Source organism: Nitratireductor soli, assembly GCF_001050155.1.
Classification (GTDB): domain Bacteria; phylum Pseudomonadota; class Alphaproteobacteria; order Rhizobiales; family Rhizobiaceae; genus Nitratireductor; species Nitratireductor soli.
In genome coordinates this window covers 22,660-39,026 of sequence record NZ_LFVY01000024.1, presented here as the reverse complement: position 1 = coordinate 39,026, position 16,367 = coordinate 22,660, and the positions used below count along the sequence as shown (strand labels likewise).

Sequence of the window (16,367 nt, the reverse complement as noted above, 5' to 3'; positions counted from 1 at the left end):
GGGGCAGGTTTTCTGGATTGGGGACATGCAATGAAATTTGGCACCGAGATCGTATTGGTCGGCCTGGCCGCGTTCGGCGCGCTGGCAGCCGCCGGTCTGGCGCAGGATTCGGCCTTCCAGGCGCATATGTGGATCCTGTTCTTCGTCCTGTTGGGATCGACCGTCGTGTTGATGCGCAAGGCAAGCTTCGCGCCGGCGGGCGCGGCGTCGATCCCGCTCAGGGCCGATACCGCGTTCTACATGGACGGCCCGGTGCGCTACGGCGTCATCGCCACCATGTTCTGGGGCATTGTCGGCTTCCTGGTCGGCGTCACCGTGGCCCTGCAGCTCGCCTATCCGGACCTCAACATCGAGCCCTGGTTCAACTTCGGCCGCACCCGGCCGCTGCACACCTCGGCGGTGGTCTTCGCGTTCGGCGGCAATGCGCTGATCGCCACCTCGCTCTATGTGGTGCAGCGGACCTGCCGGGCGCGCCTGTTCGGCGGCAATCTCGCCTGGTTCGTCTTCTGGGGCTACCAGCTGTTCATCGTCATGGCGGCGACCGGCTATCTGCTGGGCATCTCCCAGAGCCGCGAATACGCCGAGCCCGAATGGTATGTGGACCTGTTTCTGACCATCGTCTGGGTCGCCTATCTCATCGTCTTCCTCGGCACGATCTTCAAGCGCAAGGAGCCGCATATCTATGTGGCGAACTGGTTCTACCTGTCGTTCATCGTCACCATCGCCATGCTGCACGTGGTCAACAATCTGGCCGTGCCGGTCTCTCCCTTCGGCTCGAAGAGCTATTCGCTGTTTGCCGGCGTGCAGGATGCGCTGACGCAGTGGTGGTACGGCCACAACGCGGTCGGCTTCTTCCTGACGGCCGGTTTCCTGGGCATGATGTACTATTTCATCCCCAAGCAGGCGAACCGCCCGGTCTATTCCTACCGGCTGTCGATCATCCATTTCTGGTCGCTGATCTTCCTCTACATCTGGGCCGGCCCGCACCACCTCCACTACACCGCCCTGCCCGACTGGGCGCAGACGCTCGGCATGGTGTTCTCGATCATGCTGTGGATGCCCTCCTGGGGCGGCATGATCAACGGGTTGATGACGCTGTCGGGCGCCTGGGACAAGCTGCGCACGGACCCCATCATCCGCATGATGGTGATGGCCGTCGCCTTCTACGGCATGTCCACCTTCGAGGGCCCGATGATGTCGGTGAAGGCGGTCAACTCGCTGTCGCACTACACGGACTGGACCATCGGCCACGTGCATTCCGGCGCGCTCGGCTGGGTCGGCATGATCACCTTCGGCGCAATCTACTACCTCGTTCCGAAACTGTGGAACCGCGAGCGGCTCTATTCGCTGCGCCTGGTCACCTGGCACTTCTGGCTGGCGACGCTCGGCATCGTCGTCTACGCGGCAGTGATGTGGGTGTCGGGCATCCAGCAGGGCCTGATGTGGCGCGAGTACGACGAGCAGGGGTTCCTCGTCTATTCCTTCGCCGAAACGGTGGCGGCCATGCATCCCTATTACGTGCTGCGTGCGCTGGGCGGCGGCCTGTTCCTGATCGGCGGGTTTGTGATGGCCTACAACGTCGTCATGACCATCCTCGGCTACCAGCGTGAGGAAGCCCCGATCGGCGGCAACGTCACCCCGCTCGCCCCTTCCCTTCAAAACGCCGGTTAAGGAGCCATAGCGATGGCATTGCTGGACAAACACGCGATCATCGAAAAGAACGCGACCTTGCTGCTGGTGGGCTCGTTCCTCGTGGTCACCATTGGCGGCATCGTCGAGATCGCCCCGCTGTTCTACCTGGAAAACACCATCGAGAAGGTCGAGGGCATGCGGCCTTATTCACCGCTCGAGCTTGCCGGCCGCAACATCTATGTCCGCGAGGGCTGCTACACCTGCCATAGCCAGATGATCCGCCCCTTCCGCGACGAGGTGGAGCGCTACGGCAACTACAGCCTGGCGGCAGAATCCATGTACGATCATCCGTTCCAATGGGGGTCGAAGCGCACCGGGCCGGACCTTGCCCGTGTCGGCGGGCGCTACTCGAACACCTGGCATGTCGACCATCTGATCGCGCCGCGCTCGGTGGTGCCGGAATCGGTGATGCCGAGCTACGCCTTCCTGAAGGACACGCCGCTCGAGGTGCGCGATTTCTCGACCGAGCTCATCGCCAACGTGCGCGTCGGCGTGCCCTACACGGAAGAGATGATCGCCAACGCCAATCAGGACCTTCGCGCGCAGGCCGATCCGGACGCGGACACGTCCGGCCTCGAGGCGCGCTATCCCAAGGTCGTCACCGGCGATCTCGATGGCAATCCCAAGGCGCTGACGGAGATGGATGCGCTGGTCGCCTATCTGCAGATGCTCGGCACGCTGGTCGATTTCTCGACCTACGACGAAGCCGCCGGTTACCGATAAGGAGCGCCGTCCATGGATTACACCGCAATGCGCCAATTCGCCGACAGCTGGGGGCTGCTCTTCATGGCCGTGTTCTTCGTCGGCGCGGTCCTGTTCGCCTTCCGCCCCGGCAGCAGGAAGAACGCCGAGGAAGCCGCCCGCATCCCGCTGAAGGACGATTGAGATGAGTGAGAAAAACATCGACGAGATTACCGGCGTCTCGACAACCGGTCATGAGTGGGACGGCATCAAGGAACTCGACAACCCGATGCCGCGCTGGTGGCTCTGGACCTTCTACGCCACCATCGCCTGGGCACTGGCCTACACGATCGCCTATCCGGCCTGGCCGATGATCAGCTCGGCGACCAAGGGCGTGCTGGGCTATTCGAGCCGGCAGGAGCTGGCGACGGAGCTTAGCGTTGTCGCCGCCAGCCAGGCCGAGCTGCGCGCGGCCATTGCCGAGAAGCCGGTCGAGGAGATCCTGGCCGACGAGACGCTGCGCCGCTTCGCCACCGCGGCGGGCGCGGCCGCCTTCAAGGTGAATTGCTCGCAATGCCATGGTTCCGGCGCGCAAGGCTCGGCCGGCTATCCGAACCTGAACGACGACGACTGGCTGTGGGGCGGCGACATCGAGACGATCCGCCGGACGATTGCCCATGGTGTGCGGTTTGCCGGCGACGACGAAACGCATTTTTCCGAAATGCCCGCCTTCGGCGAGATTCTGAGCCCCTTGGAGGTACGCCAGGTGGCGGCCCATGTGGCCTCCCTGACCGGCACCCCGTCGGATGCCGCATTGGCTGAGGCCGGCGCGCGGGTCTATGCCGACAACTGCGCCTCCTGCCATGGCGCGGAGGGCAAGGGCGACATTGCTTTCGGCGCGCCCAATCTGGCCGATGCGATCTGGTTCTATGGATCGAGCGAGGCCGAGATCGCAGCGCAGGTGCGCACCCCCAGGCACGGTGTGATGCCCGCCTGGCAGGCGCGTCTGGGCGACGCCACGGTCAAGCAGCTCTCCGTCTATGTCCATTCGCTCGGCGGCGGGGAATAGGCTGCAATCGGCCGTAACGGCAGCAATGGAACCCGTTCGCCGTCTTGATCTCGATCAAGGCCCCCACCCCGTTACCGGTCCATATCCATCCCATGCTGAGCCAGACCGAAATCGAACGCATCGACGCCGAAGCCGTCAACGCCGCCGGGCGCCGGCAGCCGCTCTATGCGCCGCGGAAGAAGATTTTCCCCAAACGCGCATCGGGCCAGTTCCGCCGCTTCAAGTGGCTGATCATGGCCATCACGCTGGGCATCTATTACCTGACGCCCTGGCTGCGCTGGGACCGCGGTCCCTACGCGCCCGACCAGGCGGTGCTCGTCGATCTCGCCAACCGGCGCTTCTACTTCTTCTTCATCGAAATCTGGCCGCAGGAATTCTTCTATGTGGCGGGCCTTCTGGTGATGGCCGGCATCGGCCTGTTCCTGATCACCTCCACCGTCGGCCGCGCCTGGTGCGGCTACACCTGCCCGCAGACCGTCTGGGTCGATCTGTTCCTGGTCGTCGAACGCGCCGTCGAAGGCGACCGCAACGCACGCATCAAGCTTGATGGCGCCAGTTGGTCGATGGGCAAGCTTGCCAAGCGGTTCTCGAAACACCTGATCTGGGTGGTGATCGCCGCCGCCACGGGCGGCGCCTGGGTGTTCTATTTCGCCGATGCGCCGACGCTTCTGGTCGACATCTTCACCGGCCGGGCCGCGCCCGTTGCCTATATGACGATCGCCGTCCTGACGGCCACCACCTATCTCTTCGGCGGTCTGATGCGCGAGCAGGTCTGCATCTACATGTGCCCATGGCCGCGCATCCAGGCGGCGATGCTCGACGAGAATTCGCTGACGGTCACCTACAATGACTGGCGTGGCGAACCGCGCTCGCGCCACGCCAAGAAAATGGCCGCCGCCGGCGAGAGCGTCGGCGATTGCGTGGACTGCAACGCCTGCGTTGCGGTCTGCCCGATGGGCATCGACATCCGCGACGGCCAGCAGCTCGAATGCATCACCTGCGCCCTGTGCATCGACGCCTGCGACAGCGTGATGGACAAGACCGGCCGCGAGCGCGGGCTGATCTCCTACGCCACCCTGTCCGACTACAACGCCAATATGGCGCTGGCGACGGCGGGCGGAACCGACGTCATACGGCCGGCCCGCGTGCGCGACGCCGGCGGCGCGCTGTCCGGCAGGATCGCCCAGTTCCACTGGCGGAAGATCTTCCGGCCACGCACCCTCGTCTATTTCTGCGCCTGGTCGCTGGCGGGTCTGGTCATGCTCTATGCCCTGCTGACGCGCGACCGGCTGGAGGTCAATGTCCTGCACGACCGCAACCCGCAATTCGTCCTCCTCTCCGACGGCGCGGTGCGCAATGGCTATACGGTCAAGCTGCTCAACATGATCCCCGAGCCGCGCGTCATCTTCCTGTCGCTCGAGGGATTGCCGGGAGCGACAATGCAAGGTGTCGGCATCGACCAGCCGGAAGGCCGCTCGCTGGCTGTGCCGGTGGATCCCGACCGGCTGCGCGAAGTGCGGATCTTTGTCCGTCTTCCCATGGAACGCGTCACCGGCGTCAATGAACGTTTCAGCTTCGTCGTCGAAGACAAGGCCAGTTTCGAACGCGATGTCTACCAGGCCACATTCAACACACCGGAGGGCGCACGATGAGCGAGGGAACAGGCCGGCAGAAGGAATTCACCGGGCGACACATGCTTTTCATCATGCTCGCCTTCTTCGGTGTCATCATCGCCGTCAACTTCACCATGGCCTTCCTGGCCAATTCGAGCTGGACCGGGCTGATCGTCCAGAACTCCTACGTCGCCAGCCAGACCTTCAACGAGCGGGCGGCGGAAGGGCGGGCCCAGGCGGCGCTCGGTTGGCAGGGAGCGCTCGGCGTTTCGGACGGGGTCGTCACCTATCGCCTGACGGATGCCGGCGGCAGCCCGATCCACCTCGACGATGTGCGCGTCACCATGCACCGGCCCGTGACCGCCGACGAGGATGTCTCGCTTGCCATGACGGTCGACGGCGATGGCGGCTTCTCCGCCGCGCACGGACCGGGAGACGGCACCTGGGTGGTGAAGATCGAGGCGGATGCCGGGCTCGACCATCCCTATCGCGACGTGCGCCGCATCGTCATCTTAAACGGAGCATTGAGATGAGCTGTTGCGCGCCCGGCAGCCAAGGCGCACTGGATGCCGCCGGCACGGGCGCGGCGGGACCCGGCGCCGAGGAAATCCGACTGGCCAGCCGGCCGGTCGGCGGCGGGCTCATGCAAACCGATCTGGCGGTGCCCGGCGTGCATTGCGGCGCCTGCATCCAGGCCATCGAGCGCGCGCTTGGCGGACTTGAAGGCGTGACGACCGCACGGGTCAATCTGTCGACCAGGCGCGTCAGCGTCAAATGGCGCGAGGGTGCCTTGCCGCCATTTGTCGAAACGCTCAACAGGCTCGGCTATGCCGCGCATCTTTTCGAGGGCGGCGAGACCGGCAAGGATCCCGTCCTGTCGGAGCTGATCCGCGCCGTGGCCATTGCCGGCTTTGCCGCCGGCAACATCATGCTCCTGTCCGTATCCGTCTGGTCCGGCGCGGAAGAAGCGACGCGCGACCTGTTCCACTGGCTGTCGGCGCTGATCGCCCTTCCCGCCCTGTTCTTCGCTGGCGGCATCTTCTTCCGCTCCGCCTGGAGCGCACTCGGCCATGGGCGCATGAACATGGATGTGCCGATCGCGCTGGGCGTCGCGCTTGCCTATGGCCTCAGCCTCTACGAGACGATCAATCATGGCCCGCATGCCTATTTCGACGCCTCGGTTTCCCTGCTGTTCTTCCTGCTGATCGGCCGCACGCTCGACCATGTGATGCGCGAGCGGGCACGCACCGCCGTTGCCGGCCTGGCGCGGCTGGCGCCGCGCGGCGCCATGGTGATCGGCCAGGATGGCAGCCGCGACTACCTTCCCCTGCAGGAGATCCGGCCCGGCATGCGGCTGGTCATCGCCGCCGGCGAGCGCGTGCCCGTCGATGGAACCATCCTGCGCGGCCATTCCGCGCTCGATTGCTCCATGGCGACAGGCGAGAGCGCCCCGCAGGATGTGGGTCCCGGAGCAGAGGTCCGCGCCGGCATGCTCAACCTCACCCAGCCGCTCGTCATGCGGGCGGTGGCCGTGGCGGACAAGTCCTTCCTGGCCGAGATGGTGCGCCTGATGGAGGCGGCCGAAGGCGGAAGGGCCCGTTACCGCCGCCTTGCCGACCGCGCCTCGGCGCTCTACGCGCCGGTCGTTCACGCGGCCGCCTTTCTCACTTTCGCCGGCTGGCTCGCCGCCACCGGAGACTGGCACCGGGCCATCACCATCGCCATCGCCGTGCTGATCATCACCTGCCCCTGCGCGCTGGGCCTGGCCGTGCCCATCGTCCAGGTGGTCGCCGCCCGCCGCCTGTTCGAGAACGGCATCATGGTCAAGGACGGCGCGGCGATGGAGCGGCTTGCCGAAATCGATCATGCCGTGTTCGACAAGACCGGGACGTTGACGCTCGGCGTCCCGCAATTGAAGAACGCCAACCAGCTTGGCGCGACGACCCTGGCGCTCGCCGCCGCCATCGCCGCGCATTCGCGCCATCCCTTCTCGCGCGCCATTGTCCGGGCCGCCGATGGACGCGCCGCCAGGGCGTTCAATTTCGACAGCGTGAACGAGCTTCCCGGCCTCGGCATCGAGGCCCGCCTCGACGGCGCGACCTGGCGGCTCGGCCGGGCCAAATGGGCGCTCCAGGACACCTGTGCCGCGGGCACGGCGCTGAGCGGCACCGTGCTGGTGCAGAATGGCCGCACCTTGGCCGAGTTCCGTTTCGAGGACCAGTTGCGGCCAGGTGCCGCGCCGGCGCTCCTGCATCTGGGCGAGCAGGGCATCGGCATGGAAATCATGTCGGGCGACAGCCAGGCACAGGTGGACGCGGTCGCCGACCGGCTGGGCATCGCCGCGCGGGCGGCCGGCGTCCTGCCCGGCGAGAAGCTGGCGCGGATGGAAGCGCTGGCCGCCGCCGGCCGCAAGGTGCTGATGGTCGGCGACGGGCTGAACGACGCCCCGGCGCTGGCGGCGGCGCATGTTTCCATGGCGCCGGCAACCGCCGCCGACATCGGCCGCAATGCCGCCGATTTCGTCTTCCTGCGCGACAATCTCCTGGCCGTGCCGCTGGCGCGCGACATCGCGCTGCGGGCGGGCCGGTTGATCCGGCAGAACTTCGCCCTGGCGGTGGGCTACAATCTTCTGGCCGTGCCGATCGCCGTGTCCGGCCATGTCACGCCGCTCGTCGCGGCGGTGGCCATGTCGCTGTCCTCGCTGATCGTCATCGGCAATGCGTTGCGCCTGCGCACCGACAAGGAATTGCTGAGCGCCAGCTTTGCCGGCCAGCAAGCATCGGATGCCGCCGCCGCACCGCTGATGGAGGCCGCCGCATGACAAATCTCGCGATCCTGATCCCGGTGGCGCTGTTCCTCGGCGCGGTCGGCCTGATCGCCTTTCTATGGTCGCTGAAAAGCGGCCAGTACGACGATCTCGACGGCGCGGCCGAGCGCATCCTCATCGAGGAAGAAGCCCCGCTCAAGCGGGACTAAGGACGGCAGCGCGCGCTCCGTGCCTCAGCGCACGACCAGGACGGAGATCAGTGCGTGGCGGACGACGCGCGCCGCGTTGGGGCCGATCAGGTAATCCTCGGGGCTTGGCCGCTTGGCCGACAGGACGATGAGATCGGCCTTGATCTCGGTCGCGTAGCGCAGAATCTCGCGATAGATCGAGCCATGGCCGACGATGTGGCGATGCTTGATACCGTCGGGCACATGCTTCTTGGTGAACGCGTGCAGCGCCTTGTTGGTGTGCTCGATGGCCTCCTGCTCGTGCCCCTTGGGAAAGAAGCCGCCGACGATGGACATGCCGTAGTCGGGCACCACCGTCATCACGTGCAGGCGGCTGCCGAAGGCCTTCGCATAGTCGATCGCCGTCTCCAGGGTCCGGACCTCGTCTTCCGCGTTGCCCAGGTCGATGGAAACGAGGATGTCCTTGTACATCTGTGCCACTCCCTTATGCCTCAGCCGGGCGGGGCCTGCCCGCATGCGGATTGCCCCCCAACGTGCCCCCGCGGCGACGCTGCATGAACATCACCAGGAGCAACAGGAGCACTGCCGGGATGTAGAAGATCTCGCGCGGCATGCGATCCTCGTTGCTGACCTCGACGGCCGTGATCCGGACAGGTTCGTCGGCGTAGAAGTCGAGTTTCGACAGGGTCTTGCCGGCAAGGCTGTTCATGTCGAACGGCTCCTCCAGGACGACCGCGTCGTTCTCGACACGGGCGACGAGCCCGGTCGCCGCCTCGAAGCGAGCCTGGCCTTCCTCGCCGGCCGCCCCCAGATCGAACGCCATGGTGCGCTCGTCCATCTGGTCCGGATTGTCGAAGTTCGGCCCGCGGATGGCGAAGCGGATGCTGGCGCCGTCGGGCTCCTCCTTGACCGCCTCGAAGATCTGGGTCGGCGGGGTCTCGACATAGGGCGGCTGCACCAGGTCGAGGAAGAAGCCCGGACGCAGCAGCATGAAGGTGACGAGCAGCAGCGCTGCCGACTCCCACAGCCTGCTGCGGGCCATGAAGAAGCCCTGCGTCGCCGCGGCAAAGATGAGCATCGCGACGATGGCCTGGATGGTCACCCAGATGGCGCCGAGCCAGCTGACATTGATGAGCAGCAGGTCCGTGTTGAAGACGAAGATGAAGGGCAAAAGCACCGTCCTCAGCGAATAGAAGAAGGCGGTGAAGCCGGTCTTGATCGGATCGCCGCCCGAGACGGCCGCCGCGGCGAAGGAGGCCAGTCCCACCGGCGGCGTCACGTCGGCCATGATGCCGAAGTAGAAGACGAACATGTGCGCGGCGATCAGCGGGATCAGCACGCCATTGGCGGCCCCCAGTTCGACGATCACCGGCGCCATCAGCGACGAGACGACGATGTAGTTGGCCGTCGTCGGCAGGCCCATGCCGAGCACCAGGCTGATCATCGCCGTGAAGACGAGGATCAGGAAGATGTTGCCGCCCGACAGGAACTCGACGAACTCGGCCATCACCTGGCCGATGCCGGTCAGCGTCACCGTGCCGACGATGATGCCGGCGGCGGCGGTCGCGCAGGCGATGCCGATCATGTTGCGCGCGCCGAGGATCAGGCCGACGACGAGATCGTCGAAGCCTTCCTTGAAGGCGGCGCGGCGTTCCTGGTTCTGCAGGCCGCGGAACAGGGCCTTCAGCGGCTTCTGGGTGAGAATGATGACGATCAGCAGAAGCACCGCATAGAAGGCCGACAGGCCCGGCGACCGGCGTTCGACCATCAGCGCCCAGACGAGCACGAACAGCGGCAGCAGGTAGTGCAGGCCGGTCCGGACGACGTCGACGGCGATCGGCAGTTCGACCACCGGCGCGTTGGGATCGTCCATCTCCAGGTCGGGCGATCTGGCCGCGTACCAGATCAGCGCCACATAGGCGACGAGCAGCGCCAGCATCAAGACCGGGGCCGACAGGTCCGGCAGCGCGTATTTGATGAAGTTGATGGCGTAGTAGATGGCGCCGACCAGGATGACGATCGAGGCGATGACGATGCCCGAGCGCATCAGCGCCACCATGGCCGGATGCTGGACGCGCTTGGCGATGACCGGCATGTCCTTCTTCACCGCTTCCAGATGCACCAGGTAGAGCAGCGCGATGTAGGAGACGATGGCCGGCAGGAAGGCGTGCTTGATGACCTCCAGATAGGAGATGCCGACATATTCGACCATCAGGAAGGCGGCAGCACCCATGACCGGCGGCATGATCTGTCCGTTGACCGAGCTCGCCACCTCGACCGATCCGGCCTTCTCGGGCGAGAAGCCGACCCGCTTCATCAGCGGGATGGTGAAGGTGCCGGTGGTCACCACATTGGCGATCGAGGAGCCGGAGATCAGGCCGGTCATCATCGAGGCCAGCACGGCGGCCTTGGCCGGCCCGCCGCGCAGATGGCCGAGAAGGGCGAAGGCCAGCTTGATGAAGAAGTTGCCGGCGCCCGCCCGGTCGAGCATCGAGCCGAACAGGACGAACAGGAAGACGAAGGCGGAGGATACGCCGAGCGCCACGCCGAAGACGCCGTTGGGCGACAGCCACATCTGGTCCATGGCGCGGCTGAACGAGGCGCCGCCCCAGCGGATGATGTCGGGCACCAGGGTCGACGAGCCGAAGAACACATAGGCCAGGAAGACAAGGGCGACGATGGCCAGCGGTGGCCCGAGCGCGCGGCGCGTGGCCTCCAGAAGCAGCACCATGCCGATGCCGGCCACCACCAGGTCCTGGGTGATCGGCAGGCCGGGCCGGCCGGCAAGCGCCCGGTAGAAGATGAAGATGTAGAGCGCGCAGCAGGCGGCGACGATGGCCAGCACCCAATCGGCGAGCGGGATGCGATCACGCGGGCTCGACGAGAGCGCGGGGAACGCCATGAAGGCGAGGAACAGGCCGAAGGCCAGGTGGATGGCGCGCGACTGCGCATCGTTGAGCACCAGGGGAAGCCCGGTGATGCTCGTCAGCGTGAACGGCAGGGGCGAGGCGATGTAGAGCTGGAACAGCGACCAGCAGAGCGCCACGCCGGCGATGACATAGCCCGCGCTGCCCGCCGGATTGCGCGCGCCGGTGTCGGCCGATGCGACCAGATCCTGGAGTTCGTCCTCGCTCAGCGGCGCGGATGCCTTGGCCGTATTGTCCGGTTTCGTCGCCATGTCCCCGTGTCCCCTTATGAACCGTTTTAATTTTCAGGGAGAGAAAGGGCGCCCGGCATGCGGGCGCCCTCGAATGTTGTCGTGCTACTTCAACCAGCCCTTTTCCTTGTAATAGGCTTCGGCGGCCGGATGCATCGGAGCCGAATTGCCCTGGCTGACCATGCTTTCCGGCGTCAGGTTGGCGAGCGCCGGGTGCAGGCCCTTGAAGGCGTCGAAGTCCTTGAACACGGCTTCGACGAAGGCCGTCACGACCTCGTCCGGCACGTCGGCCGAGGTGACGACCGTGGCGCCGACGCCGAAGGTGTTCACGTCATTGTCCGTGCCGCGATACATGCCGCCGGGGATCACCGCCTTGAAGTAGTACGGGTTGTCGGCAACCAGCTTGTCGACGACCTCGCCCTCGACCGGAACGATCACGCTGTCACAGGTGGTGGTCGCCTCCTGGATGGCGCCCGCCGGATGGCCGACCGTGTAGGCGAAGGCGTCGATGTTGTTGTCGCAAAGCTGGGCGCTCTGCTCGGCAGGCGCCAGTTCGGCGGCAACGGCGAAGTCGGCGTTGGTCCAGCCCTTCTCGGCGATCAGGAGGTCCATCAGCGCCCGCTGGCCGGAGCCGGGATTGCCGATGTTGACGCGCTTGCCCTTCAGATCGTCGAAGGAGGCAATGCCGGCCTCCTTGCGCGCCACGACCGTCAGCGGCTCGGCATGCAGCGAGAAGACCGCACGCAGCTTGTCATGCGCACCGCCATCGGCAAACGCGCCTTCGCCCTTGGACGCGTTGTACTGCACGTCGGACTGCGCCACGCCGAATTCCAGGTCGCCGCCCTTGATGGCGTTGACGTTGAACACCGAGCCGCCGGTCGATTCGACCGAGCAGCGAATGCCGTGCTCCTTGCGCGTCTGGTTCATCAGGCGGCAGATTGCGCCGCCCACCGGATAATAGACGCCCGTCACGCCGCCAGTGCCGACGGATACGAAGCGTTGCTCCTGTGCACTGGCCGCACCGGCAGCCAGCGAGCCAAGCATCCCGGCCGCAAGGCCAAATCCGAGAATGCGATTGGGTTTCATTATACGTCTCCCTACTGATGTTTACGCGTTAGCGAATGCGTGCACGTCGAACGGTGGTTCAGCCTTTCAGGACCGACCACCGCGGCCGGACATCGCGCGCGATATGCCCGGCGATGCGCAGTCCACAAAGGCCTGAACCGGAAGCGTGAAACGGCCCCCGCCCCAAGTCAATGGCCCAAGTCAATGGATAGACTGCGCAATTTGGCGAAACTTGCAACCCGTTGTTGCGCCACGATCCAGAGGATCGTGGATAAGATTTTGAATACGAACGGCTATTCTCCCCCCTGTTGCCTGGCTTTATTGCTGCTTTGTACGTTTGCGTTCCTTCGCGCGCCCCTCTGGCCGGCAGGCCAGAGGGGCGCGCGAAGGGACACCAACGTAAAAACCACCTGCGGAACACTTAAGCCGTTGCCGCGTCGACGGCCTCGCCGAGTCGCTCGACGATGGCGTCGGCGGCCGGCTCGTCGATGATGAATGGCGGCGCCAGAAGCACGTGGTCGCCGCGCGCGCCGTCGATGGTGCCGCCGGCCGGATAGACCATCAGGCCGCGCGCCATGGCCTCCTTCTTCACCAGCGCGTGCAGTTTGCGGGCCGGATCGAACGGTTCCTTCGTCGAGCGGTCGGCCACCAGTTCCACGCCGAGGAACAGGCCGCGGCCGCGAATGTCGCCGACATGGGCGTGGTTGCCGAAGCGCGCTTCCAGCCGGCCGCGCAGGTATCCGCCCATGGCCCGCACATTGGCGAGCAACCCATCGCGCTCGATCACCTCCTGCACCGACAATGCGGCGGCGCAGGCCATCGGGTGGCAGATATAGGTGTGACCGTGCTGGAACAGGCCCGAGCCATTGGCGAAAGCATCGAAGATATGTTGCCCCAACAGCACCGCGCCGATCGGCTGGTAGCCGCCGCCGAGCCCCTTGGCGATGGTCATCAGGTCAGGCGCCACGCCGTCCTGCTCGCAGGCGTGCATCGTGCCGGTGCGGCCCATGCCGCACATCACCTCGTCGAGCAGCAGCAGCACGCCGTAGCGGTCGCAGATCTCGCGGATGCGTCTGAAATAGCCGGCCACCGCCGGCACCGCGCCGGCCGTCGCGCCAACCACGGGTTCGGCGACGAAGGCCATCACCGTTTCCGGCCCGAGCTCGAGGATCTTGTCCTCCAGCGCTTGCGCGGCGCGCAGGCCGTAGGCCGTTTCGCTTTCGCCCGCCTCCTGATGGCGGTAGGCATAGCAGGGGTCGATGTGGTGCGTGTCGATCAGCAGCGGCTTGAACGGCGCGCGCCGCCATTCATTGCCGCCGGTGGCCAGCGTGCCCAGCGTGTTGCCGTGATAGCTCTGGCGGCGGGCGATGATGGCACGGCGCTGCGGCTCGCCCTTCTCGACGAAATATTGCCTGGCCATCTTCAGCGCCGCCTCGTTGGCCTCCGAGCCGCCGGAGACGAAATAGGCGTGGCTGATGCCCTGCGGTGCACCGGCGATCAGCCGATCGGCCAGCCGCTCGGCCGGCTCGTTGGTGAAGAAGCTGGTGTGCGCATAGGCAAGCCGTTCGGCCTGCGCCTGCAGCGCCGCCACCACGTCCGGATGGCCGTGACCAAGGCAGGAGACGGCGGCGCCCCCCGACGCGTCGATATAGGCTTTGCCGCTTTCGTCGAACAGCTCGATGCCGCGGCCGCCAACGGCGACGGGCAGGGTTGCGTGGATCTGGCGATGCAGGATGTGGGTCATCTCGATTTTCCGAAGCGGCGCGCGCGCGGCGCTGGTTGCAGGAGGTGGATTTTCAGGGCGGCCAGCTGGCTCTCGGCCCGCCCGATGGCCGCCAGTGCGGCCTCCCCGCCCTCACCGGCGATGAGTGCCGCGAGGATTTCCACGGCGGCGAAGGCCGGCGTCATGGCGTGCAGGAAGGAGGGGCTGTCGGTGGTCGTCAGGATGACGCGGTCGGCGAGACCGGCAAGCGGCGAAATCGGGCTGTCGGTCAATGCGACAACGCTCATGCCATGCGAGCGGGCATGTTCGGCCGCCTCGATGCTGGCGCGCGTGTAGGGCGCGACGGTGACGATGAAGAACACGTCGCCCGGCTCGGCGTGCCTCAGGGCGTCGAGTCCCGTGCCGGCGCCGAAATCGAGCAGCACCGCCTTCTCGCCAAGGAAGGAAAGGGCGTAGGTGAAATGCGCCGCGACCGCATGGCTGGAGCGAAGGCCGAAGCAATAGATGCGCCGCGCCGCGGCCATGGTTCGCGCGGCAGCGGCGAGCGCGTCCAGCGTTTCCGCCTCGGCCAGCATCGCCACCTGCGCGGCGCTTGCGGCGGCGATGTCGCGCGCCAGCGCATGGCTGCCGCCCTGCTTCTGCCGCGCCACCTGCGCGCCGGCCTTGCCGGAAAAGCCGAGCGCCTGTTCCTTCAGCGCCTCGCCGTGGAGCTGGCGCAGTTCCTCGTAGCCGTCGAGGCCGAGCCGCTTGGCGAGCCTGGTCATGGTCCAGGGCTGGACGCCGGCGCGGCGCGCCTGTTCGCGCATCGACAGCAGCGCCACGTCGCCGGGGTTGTCGAGCACGTAGCGCGCCGCCGTCCCCAATTGCCCGGGAAGGTCGCCGAAAGAGCGGGTGATGTGGTCTGCGAGAGCGGCGCGGTCCATGAAATGCATCCTAGACGGAGTGCAATGCTTATGCAACATATGTTGCATTATTAATTTGAATGCAACGATCGGAGGATTTTCGTGACCGGAACCGTGCATCGCGTCGCCATCGCCGTCGCACCCAATGGTGGGCGGCGCACCAGGACCGACCACCCGACCCTGCCGCAAACGGCGGCCCAGCTCGCCGAGACGGCGGCGGCCTGCCTCGATGCGGGTGCTGCGATGATCCATTGCCATGTGCGCGACGCCGAAGGACGTCATGTCCTCGATGCGGATGCCTACCGCGATGCCGTCGCCGCCATCCGGCAGGCGGTCGGCGACCGGATGATCCTTCAGATCACCACCGAGGCGGTCGGCCGCTACGCCGCTCCCGAGCAGATGGAGGTGGTGCGCGCGGTGCGCCCGGAGGCGGCGTCTCTGGCCTTGCGCGAGCTGGTGCCCGACGCCTCGCACGAGGTTGCGTTCTCGCATTTCCTGTCCTTCATGCGGCAGGAGAACATCGCCCCGCAGATCATCCTCTACCATCCCGACGAGGCGCTGCAGCTGAAGGGCATGATGGCGCGCGGGCTGATCCCGTTTCCCGACATTCCCGTCCTCTACGTGCTCGGCCGCTATACGGAGGGCCAGCGCTCCGACCCCGCCGACCTCCTGCCCTTCCTCGATCCGGCGATGCCGCGTTTCGCCCATTTCATGGTCTGCGCCTTCGGCGCGCGCGAAGCGGCCTGCGTCACGGCGGCGGGCCTGCTTGGCGGCCACGCGCGGGTCGGCTTCGAGAACAATCTGCATCTGGCCGACGGCACGATCGCCGCCGACAACGCGGCGATCGTCGCCGGCGTCGGCGAGGCGCTCGAGCGGCTCGGCACGGGACTGCAGACCGCCGATGGTCTGCGCGCCGATTGGGGCCTCGACGCGCCCGGACGCGGACGGTGACCGCCTGCCGGAAAGCCCCCTCACCGGCACGCTGCCAGTGGACGTCTCCCGACGGCATCATTAGATGTCGTTGACCAGCACCCTCCCAGGAGTCCCTCATGGCCATCCGCATCAAACCGAAGACCTACGGCCCCTACACCACGGCGATCGGCCCCGGCAAGATCATCCACGTGGCCACCGCGCCGAACCAGACCGTCGCCATCACCTCGCCCGGCACGGAAGACGCCGGGACCCCGGTGGATTTTCTCGTTTCGGCGCTCGGCGCCTGCCTCGCCCTGTCGTTCCACCACGCGGCCCAGGAGATGAAGATCGACGTCGGCACGGTGTCCGTCGAGGTCGGCGCAAGGAAGGCGGAAGACCTGCCCGACCGGGTCGGCAGCTACACGGCCGTCGTCACGCTCGACACGGTGCCCGACGCCGAGCAATCGGCCGAGTTGATCAAGCGGGCCAAGGCACGCTGCACGGTCAGCAATTCGCTCAACGGCCCGATCGACATGCGCATGGCAAAGTGAGGCAAGCCGATTGACGGGGCGGCGGGCTTCTCCCATACAGAAGCCGT

At 66.3% G+C, this 16,367-nt stretch carries 15 protein-coding genes; 10 read left to right on the top strand and 5 right to left on the bottom strand.

Going from position 1 to position 16,367, the window contains the following annotated elements:
• Window positions 1-30: 30 nt before the first annotated feature.
• The 8 genes from ccoN to ccoS all read left to right on the top strand — a co-directional run bounded on the left by ccoN (window position 31) and on the right by ccoS (window position 8,031).
• Window positions 31-1,671 (top strand): cytochrome-c oxidase, cbb3-type subunit I, encoded by a 1,641-nt coding sequence (ccoN, locus tag AB843_RS23220; protein WP_048649297.1) that lies wholly within the window; start codon window positions 31-33, stop codon window positions 1,669-1,671.
• Window positions 1,672-1,683: 12 nt separating this feature from the next.
• Window positions 1,684-2,415: a cytochrome-c oxidase, cbb3-type subunit II gene (gene ccoO / locus AB843_RS23215; RefSeq protein WP_048649296.1), complete on the top strand. Its 732-nt coding sequence runs from the start codon at window positions 1,684-1,686 to the stop codon at window positions 2,413-2,415.
• A gap of 12 nt (window positions 2,416-2,427) precedes the next feature.
• On the top strand, window positions 2,428-2,577 hold the full coding sequence (locus tag AB843_RS23210) for a cbb3-type cytochrome c oxidase subunit 3 (protein WP_048649295.1): 150 nt from the start codon (window positions 2,428-2,430) through the stop codon (window positions 2,575-2,577).
• Between the two features lies 1 nt (window position 2,578).
• Window positions 2,579-3,442: a cytochrome-c oxidase, cbb3-type subunit III gene (gene ccoP, locus AB843_RS23205; protein WP_048649294.1), complete on the top strand. Its 864-nt coding sequence runs from the start codon at window positions 2,579-2,581 to the stop codon at window positions 3,440-3,442.
• A gap of 92 nt (window positions 3,443-3,534) precedes the next feature.
• Complete coding sequence (ccoG, locus tag AB843_RS23200; RefSeq protein WP_048649293.1) at window positions 3,535-5,094, top strand: cytochrome c oxidase accessory protein CcoG; 1,560 nt, start codon at window positions 3,535-3,537, stop codon at window positions 5,092-5,094.
• On the top strand, window positions 5,091-5,588 hold the full coding sequence (locus AB843_RS23195; protein ID WP_048649292.1) for a FixH family protein: 498 nt from the start codon (window positions 5,091-5,093) through the stop codon (window positions 5,586-5,588). Before ccoG ends, AB843_RS23195 begins: the two co-directional genes overlap by 4 nt.
• Window positions 5,585-7,876 (top strand): cation-translocating P-type ATPase, encoded by a 2,292-nt coding sequence (locus tag AB843_RS23190; protein ID WP_048649291.1) that lies wholly within the window; start codon window positions 5,585-5,587, stop codon window positions 7,874-7,876. Before AB843_RS23195 ends, AB843_RS23190 begins: the two co-directional genes overlap by 4 nt.
• Window positions 7,873-8,031 carry a cbb3-type cytochrome oxidase assembly protein CcoS gene (gene ccoS, locus AB843_RS23185; protein WP_048649290.1) on the top strand — a complete coding sequence of 53 codons (159 nt, stop codon included), beginning with the start codon at window positions 7,873-7,875 and terminating at the stop codon, window positions 8,029-8,031. Before AB843_RS23190 ends, ccoS begins: the two co-directional genes overlap by 4 nt.
• Before the next feature lie 24 nt (window positions 8,032-8,055).
• Here the strand turns inward: ccoS and AB843_RS23180 are convergent, their stop codons facing one another.
• The 5 genes from AB843_RS23180 to AB843_RS23160 form a co-directional block, all read right to left on the bottom strand.
• A complete protein-coding gene (locus AB843_RS23180; protein WP_048649317.1) occupies window positions 8,056-8,481 on the bottom strand; it encodes a universal stress protein in 426 nt (141 codons plus the stop codon).
• A gap of 13 nt (window positions 8,482-8,494) precedes the next feature.
• On the bottom strand, window positions 8,495-11,188 hold the full coding sequence (locus AB843_RS23175; RefSeq protein ID WP_048649289.1) for a TRAP transporter permease: 2,694 nt from the start codon (window positions 11,186-11,188) through the stop codon (window positions 8,495-8,497).
• An 84-nt stretch (window positions 11,189-11,272) separates the two neighbouring features.
• Window positions 11,273-12,253, bottom strand: a complete 981-nt coding sequence (locus AB843_RS23170; RefSeq protein ID WP_048649288.1) for a TAXI family TRAP transporter solute-binding subunit — start codon at window positions 12,251-12,253, stop codon at window positions 11,273-11,275.
• 400 nt (window positions 12,254-12,653) lie between these two features.
• Window positions 12,654-13,976 (bottom strand): aspartate aminotransferase family protein, encoded by a 1,323-nt coding sequence (locus AB843_RS23165; protein ID WP_048649287.1) that lies wholly within the window; start codon window positions 13,974-13,976, stop codon window positions 12,654-12,656.
• A complete protein-coding gene (locus AB843_RS23160) occupies window positions 13,973-14,878 on the bottom strand; it encodes a MurR/RpiR family transcriptional regulator (protein WP_048649316.1) in 906 nt (301 codons plus the stop codon). Before AB843_RS23160 ends, AB843_RS23165 begins: the two co-directional genes overlap by 4 nt.
• Window positions 14,879-14,959: 81 nt before the next feature.
• Between AB843_RS23160 and AB843_RS23155 the strand changes: the two genes are divergently transcribed.
• Together AB843_RS23155 and AB843_RS23150 are read left to right on the top strand one after the other, a co-directional pair.
• Window positions 14,960-15,808 carry a beta-keto acid cleavage family enzyme gene (locus AB843_RS23155; protein WP_048649286.1) on the top strand — a complete coding sequence of 283 codons (849 nt, stop codon included), beginning with the start codon at window positions 14,960-14,962 and terminating at the stop codon, window positions 15,806-15,808.
• Between the two features lie 98 nt (window positions 15,809-15,906).
• Window positions 15,907-16,320 (top strand): OsmC family protein, encoded by a 414-nt coding sequence (locus tag AB843_RS23150; RefSeq protein WP_048649285.1) that lies wholly within the window; start codon window positions 15,907-15,909, stop codon window positions 16,318-16,320.
• The last annotated feature ends 47 nt before the right edge of the window (window positions 16,321-16,367 follow it).

Coding starts and splice junctions, on each gene's coding strand:
- ccoN (WP_048649297.1), top strand. CDS start 31: ATGAAATTTGGCACCGAGATCGTATTGGTCGGCCTGGCCGCGTTCGGC.
- ccoO (WP_048649296.1), top strand. CDS start 1,684: ATGGCATTGCTGGACAAACACGCGATCATCGAAAAGAACGCGACCTTG.
- AB843_RS23210 (WP_048649295.1), top strand. CDS start 2,428: ATGGATTACACCGCAATGCGCCAATTCGCCGACAGCTGGGGGCTGCTC.
- ccoP (WP_048649294.1), top strand. CDS start 2,579: ATGAGTGAGAAAAACATCGACGAGATTACCGGCGTCTCGACAACCGGT.
- ccoG (WP_048649293.1), top strand. CDS start 3,535: ATGCTGAGCCAGACCGAAATCGAACGCATCGACGCCGAAGCCGTCAAC.
- AB843_RS23195 (WP_048649292.1), top strand. CDS start 5,091: ATGAGCGAGGGAACAGGCCGGCAGAAGGAATTCACCGGGCGACACATG.
- AB843_RS23190 (WP_048649291.1), top strand. CDS start 5,585: ATGAGCTGTTGCGCGCCCGGCAGCCAAGGCGCACTGGATGCCGCCGGC.
- ccoS (WP_048649290.1), top strand. CDS start 7,873: ATGACAAATCTCGCGATCCTGATCCCGGTGGCGCTGTTCCTCGGCGCG.
- AB843_RS23180 (WP_048649317.1), bottom strand. CDS start 8,481: ATGTACAAGGACATCCTCGTTTCCATCGACCTGGGCAACGCGGAAGAC.
- AB843_RS23175 (WP_048649289.1), bottom strand. CDS start 11,188: ATGGCGACGAAACCGGACAATACGGCCAAGGCATCCGCGCCGCTGAGC.
- AB843_RS23170 (WP_048649288.1), bottom strand. CDS start 12,253: ATGAAACCCAATCGCATTCTCGGATTTGGCCTTGCGGCCGGGATGCTT.
- AB843_RS23165 (WP_048649287.1), bottom strand. CDS start 13,976: ATGACCCACATCCTGCATCGCCAGATCCACGCAACCCTGCCCGTCGCC.
- AB843_RS23160 (WP_048649316.1), bottom strand. CDS start 14,878: ATGGACCGCGCCGCTCTCGCAGACCACATCACCCGCTCTTTCGGCGAC.
- AB843_RS23150 (WP_048649285.1), top strand. CDS start 15,907: ATGGCCATCCGCATCAAACCGAAGACCTACGGCCCCTACACCACGGCG.